The organism is Vibrio chemaguriensis, from assembly GCF_012275705.1.
GTDB lineage: Bacteria > Pseudomonadota > Gammaproteobacteria > Enterobacterales > Vibrionaceae > Vibrio > Vibrio diabolicus.
This window is the reverse complement of sequence record NZ_SHOE01000008.1, coordinates 132,335-144,944: the sequence shown is the minus strand read 5'-3', so window position 1 is coordinate 144,944 and position 12,610 is coordinate 132,335. Positions and strand designations below refer to the sequence as shown.

At 45.2% G+C, this 12,610-nt stretch carries 10 protein-coding genes; 3 read left to right on the top strand and 7 right to left on the bottom strand.

All coding sequences use genetic code 11. The features are described 5' to 3' along the window. Positions 1–185 precede the first annotated feature (185 nt). From vpsR to xerD, 6 genes are all read right to left on the bottom strand, one after another. Complete coding sequence (vpsR, locus tag EX191_RS09855; RefSeq protein ID WP_046873964.1) at positions 186–1,520, bottom strand: cyclic-di-GMP-binding transcriptional regulator VpsR; 1,335 nt, start codon at positions 1,518–1,520, stop codon at positions 186–188. Positions 1,521–1,764: 244 nt separating this feature from the next. Then, positions 1,765–3,282: a lysine--tRNA ligase gene (gene lysS / locus EX191_RS09850; protein ID WP_005397328.1), complete on the bottom strand. Its 1,518-nt coding sequence runs from the start codon at positions 3,280–3,282 to the stop codon at positions 1,765–1,767. A 34-nt stretch (positions 3,283–3,316) separates the two neighbouring features. Continuing rightward, positions 3,317–4,415 (bottom strand): peptide chain release factor 2 gene (prfB, locus tag EX191_RS09845; RefSeq protein ID WP_193447656.1). Its coding sequence is split into 2 segments (ribosomal slippage): positions 3,317–4,339 and positions 4,341–4,415, totalling 1,098 coding nucleotides; the frame shifts between segments, so codons are not numbered across the junction. A gap of 173 nt (positions 4,416–4,588) precedes the next feature. Further along, positions 4,589–6,328 carry a single-stranded-DNA-specific exonuclease RecJ gene (gene recJ / locus EX191_RS09840; RefSeq protein ID WP_006742673.1) on the bottom strand — a complete coding sequence of 580 codons (1,740 nt, stop codon included), beginning with the start codon at positions 6,326–6,328 and terminating at the stop codon, positions 4,589–4,591. Positions 6,329–6,372: 44 nt separating this feature from the next. Then, positions 6,373–7,161: a bifunctional protein-disulfide isomerase/oxidoreductase DsbC gene (dsbC, locus tag EX191_RS09835; RefSeq protein WP_012842135.1), complete on the bottom strand. Its 789-nt coding sequence runs from the start codon at positions 7,159–7,161 to the stop codon at positions 6,373–6,375. A 59-nt stretch (positions 7,162–7,220) separates the two neighbouring features. Then, the gene (gene xerD, locus EX191_RS09830; RefSeq protein ID WP_005397336.1) at positions 7,221–8,138 is read right to left on the bottom strand and encodes a site-specific tyrosine recombinase XerD; all 918 of its coding nucleotides are present in this window, start codon (positions 8,136–8,138) and stop codon (positions 7,221–7,223) included. Positions 8,139–8,296: 158 nt separating this feature from the next. Between xerD and fldB the strand changes: the two genes are divergently transcribed. Next, positions 8,297–8,815, top strand: coding sequence for a flavodoxin FldB (gene fldB / locus EX191_RS09825; protein WP_005397338.1), 519 nt, complete (start codon positions 8,297–8,299; stop codon positions 8,813–8,815). Between the two features lie 85 nt (positions 8,816–8,900). On the opposite strand, the gene brnQ is transcribed toward fldB, so the two are convergent. Continuing rightward, entirely contained in the window at positions 8,901–10,211 is a 1,311-nt protein-coding gene (gene brnQ / locus EX191_RS09820; protein ID WP_006742676.1) for a branched-chain amino acid transport system II carrier protein, read from the bottom strand. 330 nt (positions 10,212–10,541) lie between these two features. Between brnQ and EX191_RS09815 the strand changes: the two genes are divergently transcribed. Together EX191_RS09815 and srmB are read left to right on the top strand one after the other, a co-directional pair. After that, complete coding sequence (locus EX191_RS09815) at positions 10,542–11,261, top strand: tRNA1(Val) (adenine(37)-N6)-methyltransferase (protein WP_193447655.1); 720 nt, start codon at positions 10,542–10,544, stop codon at positions 11,259–11,261. 107 nt (positions 11,262–11,368) lie between these two features. Next, positions 11,369–12,592 (top strand): ATP-dependent RNA helicase SrmB, encoded by a 1,224-nt coding sequence (srmB, locus tag EX191_RS09810; RefSeq protein WP_005396291.1) that lies wholly within the window; start codon positions 11,369–11,371, stop codon positions 12,590–12,592. The last annotated feature ends 18 nt before the right edge of the window (positions 12,593–12,610 follow it).

Sequence of the window (12,610 nt, the reverse complement as noted above, 5' to 3'; positions counted from 1 at the left end):
TGATTAAAAACAAATCAATACACCGCAATTCAGTTTCATATACTTTTCTATATAACATATTCACCTAGGGAATATATGAAATTACGGATTTTATAAATCAAACTGAATACAAAACAAAAAGAGCGGCTTTGTAGCCGCTCCTTCACTGATATTCATTCACCAATTTAACTTCAGAAAGAACAAATTTACATGGCTTGATCAGAAATCAAATTATGTTTGTTCAGTAGTCGATACATCGTCGCGCGTGAAACACCAAGCTCTTTCGCCGCATTCGAAACTTGACCAGAATGAGATTCCAAAACAACCAGTAACGCGTCACGCTCACTCTTCTCACGAATCGATTTCAAACTACGCTTTGAGTCATTACGCTGAGGCAAATCTAGGTGATGCTCTTCAATCATTACGCTGTCAGACATCAGAACCGCTCGTTTCACTTGGTTCATCAATTCACGTACGTTACCTGGCCAGAAATAACGTGTCAGTGCCTTGAGTGCATCCTCAGAAAAGCTTTTTGCTTGCGAGTTATACTCTTTAGAAAACTCTTGTAAGTAATAGCGCGCTAACAAAGAAATATCGCTCGCGCGCTCTTTTAAGCTCGGGACATTAATGCGTAATACGTTAATGTAGTGATAAAGCTCTTCATTAAAATCTCCGTCAATCAAGGCTTTTTCTACATCTGACGAGTTAGCAGCAAGGATGCGCACATTGACCGCTTTTACACCATCTTTGGTATCAATGGTGCCTTCTTGCAAGAATCTCAGCAGATTCATTTGCTGCTCTTTTGAGATAGTAAGAATGTCATTAAACAGCACCGTACCGCCATCCGCTTGTTCGAGCATGCATGCTTCCATATCTTCATCGGCATTGATACCAAACACTTCCGCCTGGAAACGTTGCTCATTGAGTGCGCGACAGTTAATTGCCATAAACGGTTTATGAGAACGTGAAGAGACTTTGTGGATAGCGCGAGCAACCGCTTCTTTACCTGTACCACTTTCCCCAGAAATCAGAATACTGACGTCCGTCGGACCGATTCGCTTTACTTGATCGCGTAAACGCTTCATCGGGATAGATTCACCTATCAGCCCCATATCTAAGCTGCTACCAAAACTAGGCCAAACTTTTTTCTCCAACTTGAGCATACCAAGCTGGTGACCAATCGTGCTTAAAAGCTGGGCATCCGGGATTGGCGCAGTGAAAAAGTCGATACAAAAGTTAACAATGAACTGGCATATGGTGTCAGTGCCAAGCTGAGATTCACGAATAAACGCTAACCAACGCACGTGTTTGTGAGAACTGACTAAGTTCGCCAAACCGTTCAAGCTGAATTCGTCATGGCTGAGATCGACAATACCGATACATGGACCAATATCCTCTAACAACGTATTAGCTTTGCGTAAGTCACCCACTTGGTGACACTTCCAGCCCACTTGCTCAAGTACTGATAACCAAGGCTCATAAGTACCGCCAACTACCACAAGCGATCCCGGGATGGAATCCATCTTAAACTGCCCAGCCATTCTCTAACCCTTTTTCATTGTTAATAGAAATTTTGCGCCACAAACCTATCTTTGCGAGCGGGTAACATTATCGAGACTCCGCGCCCCCACGTCTGTCTCAGTATTAAGACTATGCAATAGATTGAGATTTGGCGAATGTTTATTTGCATATCCTATAAAAAAGCAAATGCAACAACTTGAACTCATTTAACTAAAAGGCATAAAAAAACCACCCGAAGGTGGTTTTTTTGATCATCCTGCCAAATTACGCTTGTGGGCGCATTGCTGGGAATAGGATCACGTCACGGATAGTGTGCGTGTTAGTCAGTAGCATAACCAGACGGTCGATACCGATACCTTGGCCTGCCGTTGGTGGTAGGCCGTGCTCTAGTGCAGTGATGTAATCTGCATCGTAGAACATGGCTTCGTCGTCACCAGACTCTTTAGCTTCAACCTGTGCTTTAAAGCGCGCGTCTTGATCTTCTGCATCGTTAAGCTCTGAGAAGCCATTCGCCACTTCACGGCCGCCGATGAAGAATTCAAAGCGGTCTGTAAAGAACGGGTTGTCATCGCTACGGCGAGCCAGTGGAGAGATGTCCGCTGGGTAGCCAGTGATGAACGTTGGCTGCATTAGCTTAGGTTCTGCTGTTTCACCGAAGATTTCTTCTAGAAGCTGACCACACGTCCAGAAGTCTTCTACTTCAACATGTACTGATTTCGCGATAGAAACCATCAGTTCACGGTTTTGTAGATCTTCTTCGGTTAGCGCTTGGATTTGCGCGTGATCTGGGTTGTACTGCTTGATTGCTTCAAACATGCTCATACGAGTGTAAGTGCCACCAAATTCAACCGTTTCATCACCGTAAGGCATTGATGTTGAACCTAGAACTTCTTGCGCTACCGAGCTTAGTAGTTCTTCAGTAAAGTCCATCAGATCTTTGTAATCCGCGTACGCCATGTAGAATTCCATCATAGTGAATTCAGGGTTATGACGTGGAGAAAGACCTTCGTTACGGAAGTTACGGTTAATTTCGAATACGCGATCGAAGCCACCAACCACTAGACGCTTCAGGTATAGCTCAGGTGCAATACGTAGGTACATTGGCATGTCTAGTGCGTTGTGATGCGTGATGAATGGGCGTGCACTTGCACCACCAGGGATCACGTGCATCATCGGCGTTTCTACTTCCATGAACTGTTTTGAGATCATGAAGTTACGAATTGCAGACATCACTTTAGAACGTACAATAAATGCTTTACGTGAATCTTCGTTCACAATCAGATCAACGTAACGCTGACGGTAACGCATTTCTTGGTCAGTAAGACCGTGGAACTTCTCAGGAAGTGGACGAAGTGCTTTAGTTAGCAACTCGTATTCTTCCATGTTCACGTACAGGTCACCCTTACCAGATTTGTGCAGCGCACCTTTAACACCGATGATGTCACCGATATCAAGACCTTGGTATTTCTCTTTTAGCTCTTTTTGTACGTCTTTAGCAGCGTAAGCTTGGATACGGCCAGATGTTTCTTGAATTACTAGGAATGGACCACGCTTAGCCATAATACGGCCAGCAATTGCAACCACGTGGTTAAGCTCTTCTAGCTCTTCCTTCGTCTTTTCACCGAACTCTTTTTGAAGGTCGCCCGCTAGTGCGTCACGACGGAAGTCGTTTGGGTGGCCGTTTGCTTTGCAGCTCTTTCGGATTTCATCCAGTTTAGCGCGGCGTTCAGCAATCAGCTTATTTTCTTCTAGTACAGTTTCGTTTTGAACAGCATCAGTCATTTTCGATGTATCCTGTTTTTGTCGGTGAAAAGCTTTATAGGCCTGATTTCAGGCTAGCTTCAATAAATTTGTCCAGATCGCCATCAAGAACCGCTTGAGTATTACGGTTTTCAATGCCCGTACGGAGGTCCTTAATACGTGAGTCATCCAATACGTAAGAACGGATCTGGCTACCCCAGCCAATGTCAGACTTAGCGTCTTCATTAGCTTGTTTTTCCGCGTTTTGCTTTTGCAATTCAAGCTCAAATAGCTTCGCTCGAAGCTGTTTCATTGCCTGATCTTTGTTCTTATGTTGAGAACGGTCATTCTGACACTGAACCACTGTGTTCGTAGGTACGTGCGTAATACGTACCGCAGATTCTGTGGTGTTGACGTGCTGACCACCTGCGCCTGACGCACGGTAAACGTCGATGCGTAGGTCAGAAGGATTAATGTCGATATCGATGTTTTCATCAATCTCTGGATAGATGAACGCAGACGCAAATGACGTATGGCGACGGCCGCCTGAATCGAACGGAGATTTACGAACAAGACGATGAACGCCCGTTTCAGTGCGCAACCAACCGTAGGCATACTCACCAGAGATGCGAACTGTTGCCGACTTAAGACCCGCGACTTCACCTTCAGAGACTTCAATCACTTCAGCTTTGAAGCCCTTCGCCTCTGCCCAGCGTAGGTACATACGCAGCAGCATGTTGGTCCAGTCTTGTGCTTCCGTACCACCAGAGCCAGCTTGCAAATCGATGTAGCAATCTGAACTATCATGGTCGCCCGAGAACATACGACGGAATTCAAGCTTTTCTAGCTTCTCTTCCAACTCAGCAAGTTCTGGTTCGATTTCGTCAAATGTTTCTTGATCTTCTTCTTCTACAGCCAGCTCAAGAAGACCTTCTACGTCTTCTACACCTTGCTCTAGTTGCTCAATAGTTTCAACAACCGCTTCTAGCGATGCACGCTCTTTACCCAGTGCTTGTGCACGTTCAGGCTCGTTCCATACATCAGGTTGTTCAAGCTCTGCGTTGACTTCTTCTAGACGCTCTTTCTTCGCGTCATAGTCAAAGATACCCCCTCAGGACATTTGTGCGCTGAGACACGTCCTGCAGACGGTTTTTAATTGGATTGATTTCAAACATGTTTACTCAACATTTTAGAATAGAATTTAACCGAGAAATTCTACTGAAAAATGTGACCGAGATACAGGAAAATTTCGGATGAGAAATCAGATTGCGGTTAGAGAGAGCACGGTCATAAAATTTTACACCCTCTTAGGGGCAACCGTACTCTATAAGAAAGGTTAATCTAGATATTACTTAGCTTCGATATGATCGATCATCAATTGCAGTGATTGATTACCACGAAATTCATTCACATCCAATTTGTAAGCTAAACGTACCGTTTTAACTGATGCATCCGGCCAGCGACGCAAATCGACATTAAATGCAATACCATCGATCATCACATTGGTAGGATGACCTTTGTAAAGCGGCTCTAACATCAATTTAAGATGCTTCTCACCCACCAGCTTTTGATGCAACACTTTAAACTCACCATCAAAGATTGGTTCAGGGAAGGCTTGTCCAAAAGGGCCACCAGACCGCAGCTGTTCAGCGACATGCATAGAGAATTCTTCAGGCTTAAGTTCACCATCTGACATGATCACGCCTTTTAGCGCCGCTTCATCGAGTTCCTTTTTTACCACTTCATCAAATAAACGGCTGAAACGTTCGAAATCCTGCTCTTTAATTGTTAAGCCTGCCGCCATCGCGTGACCACCAAATTTGATGATCAAACCTGGGTTTTGCGTGTCGATGAAATCCAACGCATCACGCATGTGTAACCCCGGAATAGAACGACACGAGCCCTTAATTGTCCCTTCTCCGCCATCAGCAAATGCGATAACTGGACGGTGAAACTTCTCTTTGATGCGCGAGGCCAAAATACCAATCACACCTTGGTGCCAATCACGTTGGAACAAGGCTAATCCGTAAGGAAGCTCACTGCCTTCACCAAACTGAAGACGCTCGCAGAAAGCCATCGCTTCTTGCTTCATGCCTTCTTCAATCTCTTTACGAGTTTGGTTCAAACCATCCAGTTCACTTGCCATACGACGAGCGGCGTGAATGTTGTTACACATCAACAGTTCAACACCAAATGACATGTCATCAAGGCGACCAGCAGCATTGATACGAGGACCTAAAGCAAAACCAAAATCGGACGCCACTAAACGACGCGCATCACGCTTCGCGACCTCAATCAATGCTTGAATGCCAGGGCGCGCTTTGCCCGCACGAATACGTTGCAAGCCTTGGTGTACAAGAATGCGGTTGTTTTCATCCAATGGAACGACGTCGGCGACGGTACCCAGTGCAACAAGGTCAATCAGTTCCATCAACTTAGGCTCTTGCATCCCCTGTTCTGCAAACCAATTGTGTTTTCGCATATGAACGCATAGTGCCATCATGAGATAAAATGCGACCCCGACACCAGCGAGCGCTTTAGACGGAAAATGACAGCTCTCAAGGTTTGGGTTCACCATTGCATCCACATCAGGCAACACTTGTCCCGGTAAATGGTGGTCGGTAACGAGCACGGTAATGCCGTTTTCTTTTGCGTAACGCACGCCTTCGATTGATGACACACCGTTATCTACCGTCATGATCATCTCAGCGCCAAGCTCTAATGCCTGGTCAACGACTTCTGGGCTTAACCCATAACCGTCTTCAAAACGATTCGGTACTAGGTAGTCCACATTGTGACTACCAAGCATACGCAGCGCGAGCACCGACAATGCAGAGCTCGTCGCGCCATCAGCATCAAAATCACCAACAACGATGATGCGTTTTTGTTCTTTTATTGCCTGAAACAAAAGCTCGACAGCTTGCTCAATCCCCCCGAGTTTTTGGTAAGAATGCAAACCACGAGCTGACGTTTCTAGTTGCGCAGGATCCGTAATCCCACGGTTGATGTAGATACGTTTGAGAATCGGAGGAATGGAATCAGGAAGAAGGGAAAGATCAGGTTCAGGACGTCGTTGAATTTCTATCATGCTTGAAAAGAGCCGGCGACTTTGCCGGCTCTGCTCCTAAAGGATTATTGTTGCTTTAAACGTTTCAATAGCTCTGCAGGTGGTAGGTAACCGCCAACCATTTCGCCATTCGGTAAGAAGATCGCTGGCGTACCAGAAATTCCCAATTGGCGACCTAGATTGTAATGTGATTGGATGGTTTCTTTACACTGTTTTAAGTCTTTCGCAGGGTTATCAAACGTACGATTCACTTTCGCGTTGTGCATTGCCGACTTTGGATCTTCAGCACACCAAATAGTCGCCATTTGCTCTGCCACTGGGCCAGTAGCACCTTGGCGAGGGTAAGCCATGTAACGCACTGTAATGCCTAGATCGTTATAGCCTTGCATTTGGCTGTGCAGACGCACACAGTAACCACAAGTGATATCAGTAAATACCGTCACAGCATATTTTTCATCGTCGGCTTTGTATTCAATCATGCTATCGGAGAACTGCGCGATTTTCTCCGCATTAAGCGGCGCTTGGCGCTCTGCAATGACATCTTTGTAACTACCATCGTCATTGATGGCATAAAGCGTACCGGCGATAAAATGGCTACCATCATTTGAAGCAAACAAGATCCCGCCATTAGTTTGGATTTCCAATAAACCAGCAACTTCTGATGGCTGAATATCAACGATAGATAAACCAAGCTTTGAGAACTTAGTTTTTAATGCTGCTTCATCAAAACTGCTTTGCGCAGCTGGTGCCACTTGCTGTGCAGGAGTGTCCGTTTTAGCCTGACTTTCTTCTGCACCACACGCGGTAACAAAAAATGGTAAAGTCAGCAGAGTTAGTCGGCGTAATACGCTCATGAAATTCACCTTAATATAAAATCGTTTTTCCAAGAAGACATGGATGAATCTAACCATTGTTATGCTCTTGGGTGGTGTTGACTGTGGATCTGCTTCAATCGTTCAGTCGCCACGTGAGTATAAATTTGCGTGGTCGATAAGTCACTATGTCCTAATAGCATCTGTACGACCCTGAGATCTGCGCCATAGTTCAATAAATGCGTGGCAAAGGCATGACGCAGTACGTGCGGCGACAACTGTTCAGTGTCAATCCCTGCTATCAAAGCATAGTACTTAATACGGTGCCAAAACGTCTGACGAGTCATTTGCCTTGCGCGTTTGCTAGGAAAAACAATATCAGATGATGTATCACCAAGTAACGCAGGGCGCCCTTGTTGAATAAACGTCTCGATCCAATCTACCGCGTTCTCCCCCATTGGCACTAAGCGCTCTTTACCGCCTTTACCTGTGACACGCACAACACCTTGACGCAAACTTATGTTTTCCATAGTTAAACTGACCAATTCCGTCACACGCAAACCAGTCGCATACAGCAGTTCCAGCATCGCTTTATCCCGCAATTCCACAGGATCATTCGGGTCTGGCGCTTCGAGCAAGGCGTCCACTTGCTCTTCACTAATATCTTTGGGCAAGCGTTGTGGCAGTTTAGGACTGACCAAGAGCGCACTCGGATCATCAGCACGTACTTTCTCACGATGCAGATATTGGAATAAACGGCGAATTGCCGACAACATACGCGCACGGGACGTCTGCTTGTAATCCAAGTCTACAAGGTAGCTTTGGTATTCTTGCAAGCCAGACAAACTAATGAAATCAAGACGGTAGCGATGTTTCTCCATCCACGTGAGCAGCTTCATCAAATCATTTCGATAGGAAGCCAGCGTGTTCTCTGATAGCCCACGCTCCATCCACATCGCATCTAAGAATTGCTCAACAAGCGAAAAATCTTGTTGATTGACAGGCTGTTGTGCCGTCATGAACGCTTCCTTATCTGTTTATATTTACAGTACTTAGATTAAGGCACCTACCGATCCAATACCATAAAAAAATCATCCCGCTTAGGATATTCGCTGCAATCTTCCTCAATTTATGGTTAGAATCTTCCACAACAGCAACACAAATAACGATGAATATAATGAAAATCGGACTCTTTTACGGCTCAACGACCTGCTACACCGAAATGGCAGCAGAGAAAATTCGTACCATTATTGGTGAAGACCTTGTCGACATTCACAATGTGAAAGAGACACCGTTATCACTAATGGCAGACTACGACTTACTACTCCTTGGCATCTCAACTTGGGACTTTGGTGAAATTCAAGAAGATTGGAATGCGATTTGGCAAGACATCGCAACAACACCATTAAAAGGTAAAGTTGTCGCGCTATTTGGTCTGGGTGACCAAGAAGGCTACGGTGAGTGGTATTTGGACGCGATGGGCTTACTTCACGATGAATTACAAGCGACCGGCGCAACCTTTATCGGTTACTGGCCAAATGAAGGCTACGAATTTGAAGCATCGAAAGCACTGATTGAAGATGGCAGCAAGTTTGTTGGACTAGCGTTAGATGAAGACTCGCAGTACGAACTGAGTGATGAGCGCATCGAAAAATGGTGTGAACAAGTTCTTGTAGAGTTCCACGACACACTTTAATAGTGTGAACGCTTCAAAGATAAAAAATAAAAAGCCCGATGAAGTCATTCATCGGGCTTTTTAATATCTTGATAGTGCGAAGTTATTACGCTGTTTCTTGTGCTAGCTCTGGACGAGGTTTCGCGATGAAGAACATGCACACGATAGCCGCAAATGTTGGAAGCACCCAACCCATACCCACTTCGAATAGTGGCAACATGTTAAACGCAGAAACATCAACACCCGATACTTTTGCCGCGTCAACCAACGCAAACAGCAGAGATACAAGCAGTACCGCGCGGTAAGCAAAACGTGGATTTGGCAGTTTGCTGCGTACAAATGTTAGTGCAACCAACGCAATCGCCACAGGGTACAGCGCAAACAATACTGGCACTGACAGAGAAATCAGTTGTGCAAGGCCGACATTCGCAACCAACGCACAAACAGAACCGTTAATAAGTACCCATTGCTTGTATGACAGTGGCGTTTTCGAGCTGAAGAAGTCTGAACACGCAGAAATCAAGCCAATAGCCGTTGTCAAACACGCTAGTAATACAATGACAGACAGAACGATTTGACCGTATGGACCAAACAGCGCTTGAACGTATTGGCTAAGTACCAGACCACCGTTATCTGCACCAGCAGCAACAGTTGCACTCGTCGCGCCCAAGTAGAATAGTGAGATGTAAACAAACGCAAGACCAGCAGCGGCAATACAACCTGCATAGATCAGATATTTAGTCGTTGCAGAACGCTCAGTAATGCCTTTACCGCGCAGTGCATCAACCATCAGCATGCCAAACATCAATGACGCGAACGTATCCATTGTGTTATAGCCTTCTAGGAAGCCTTTGGTCAGTGGTTGCGTTAAGTACTCACCGTGCGCGCCCAGCATGTCACCTTGAGGATCAATAAATACCGCGACAGCAAGAATGATCAAACCGACAAACAGCGCTGGAGTCAGCACTTTACCAATCAAGTCGATAAGACGGCCTTGGAACCATGAGAACATCATCGCCGCAATAAAGAAGATCACTGAAAATGCAGTGAGATGCGTTTGTGACGCTTCAAGGAAGAAAGGTTTCACCGCCATCTCGTAAGCCACTAGGCCAGTACGAGGCGCAGCAAATGCAGGACCGATGATGATGAAGATCAACGCAGCCATAATAACCGCTGCTTTTTTCGGAAGGTCTTGCGTTAAGTGATCCCAAGAACCACCAGCAACAGCAATAGCAACGATAGTAATAAGAGGTAGACCTACCGCTGTTAGCAAGAAACCAAACATCGCTGGCATTAAGTTTTCACCGGCTAGCTGACCCGCTAGAGGTGGAAAGATGATATTGCCCGCACCTAAAAAGAACGCAAATAGCATAAAGCCTACTGCGATAATATCTGTTAGTTTTAACGTCTGCTTCACAGATAACCCTTGTCTTTTAATTAATGAATGTTGTGTATGCTTAGACCACTTTTTGTATACCTAAAGTCAATAAGTACACGTGGTTCAATCTATAAAATTTTCGCCGCATAATGACGAAAGACTCATCATTTGGCAACCTTTAAGAAAAAAACACCATATTAATTTAGTTTTCAAACTTAAAAGCAGTGGATATAACCAGATCTAAACAACAGACCAGTTCTTTATCTCGATCAATTAACAATACAATTTAATAACCAACAAAACAACAATCTATACAATTAAGAAACAATAGAGAAATTCACTTAATTATTGAGCAAACATAAAACAATCATGAAGAGCAAAAAACTGAAAACTAAAGGCTTCAATTTTAAGCAATTTTGTATTGAGGGCGGCGAGAGTGGTATGCCCGTCAGCACTGATGGGGTAATGCTTGGTGCTTGGATTCAAAGCCCGAACAACGCTCAAATTCTCGATATTGGCACTGGCACCGGGTTGCTTGCCCTGATGTGTGCCCAACGCTTTACAGAAGCTCAAATAACCGCGGTCGATATTGAATTAACAGCCATTGAAGCTGCGCAAAAAAATGTGGTTCAGTCGCCTTGGTCAGCTCGTGTGAGTGTGCATCATTCCGACATACTAGACTTTACGCCGACGCATCCATTCCAACGCATCATTTGTAATCCGCCCTACTTCAACAGCGGCGAGCAATCGAAACACAGTCAACGTGCAACCGCGAGGCACACTGATACGCTAGGCCATAACGTATTGCTGCAGCGTTGCTATCAGTTGCTTGCTGAACAAGGGAAAGCTAATTTTGTGTTACCAATCACCGAAGGCGAACGGTTTATTGAACTAGCATTACACCAAGGTTGGCATCTATCACGAGTCTGTCGTGTACAGCCATCAGAAAAGAAACTGGTACATCGACTGTTATTTGAACTGGCGAAGCAGCCTTGCGATACTCAAGAATCACATTTAATAATTCATTCGCATGACGGCTACAGTGACGATTTCGTCCAATTAACCCGCGAGTTTTATCTTAAGATGTGAAATAACATGTGATCCTTATCACCAATCACTTTATAATGTGCGACCTTTTTGTATTCTATGCTGTTGTGGCGAACCATTAACCAAGCTTTGCTTGTGGAGAACTCATTGTGATCAGAACCTTTGCTGAACTTGATCTAGACCAAAACCTACTTGAAGCCATTGAAGAGATGGGTTACGAACGCCCAACAAAAATTCAGGCAGAAGCGATTCCACAGGCGTTGGATGGTCGTGACATTCTAGCGTCAGCGCCAACAGGTACTGGTAAAACGGCAGCCTTCGTTCTGCCAGCATTGCAATACTTGCAAGACTTCCCTCGTCGCAAGCCTGGACCTGCGCGTATTTTGATCCTAACGCCGACGCGCGAATTGGCGATGCAAATCGCTGATCAAGCACGAGCTTTGGCAAAAAACACTAAACTGAACATTTTCACCATCACAGGTGGTGTTCAATACCAAGAGCACGCCGATATCCTTGCGACAACACAAGACATTGTGGTTGCAACGCCTGGCCGTTTAAAAGAATACATTGATGCAGAGCGTTTTGATTGCCGTGCGATTGAATGGTTAATTCTGGATGAAGCAGACCGTATGCTAGACATGGGTTTTGCTCCTACTGTTGATCGTCTATCTAACGAGTGCCGCTGGCGTAAACAAACCCTTCTATTCTCAGCAACACTAGAGGGTAAAGGCGTAGAAGGCTTTACCGCTGATCTGTTGAATGACCCTGCAGAGATTGATGCAAAATCGCCACTGCGTGAACGTAAGAAGATTGCTCAGTGGTACCACCGTGCTGATGATGCAGAACACAAGCTTGAATTACTAAAACACATTATTACTCAGCAAGCAGAACGCACCATTGTCTTCTTGAAGACACGTGAGCGTTTGGCAGAGCTACGAGCGCAGCTTGAGAGCGCACAGATTCCATGTTCTTGGATTCAAGGTGAAATGCCTCAAGATCGTCGTAACAATGCGATTTCTCGCTTCCGCGATGGTACTGTAAACGTGCTGCTCGCAACGGACGTTGCTGCGCGTGGTATCGACCTTCCGGATGTGTCACACGTTATTAACTACGACATGCCACGCACGGCTGATGTTTACCTTCACCGTATTGGCCGTACGGCTCGTGCGGGTAAGAAAGGTAATGCTATCTCAATCGTAGAAGCACACGACCAACCAATGATGGATCGCGTTGCACGTTACGTGAAAGAAGACATCAAAGAGCGTTTCGTGAAAGAGATGCGTCCGAAACACAAAAAACCTGTGTTTAAGAAGAAAAAGAAAAAAGAAGACAAGAAGAAGCCAGCGAAAAAGAAAACCGCTAAGAAGAAGTAATCTTGTTGGGGCGAAATA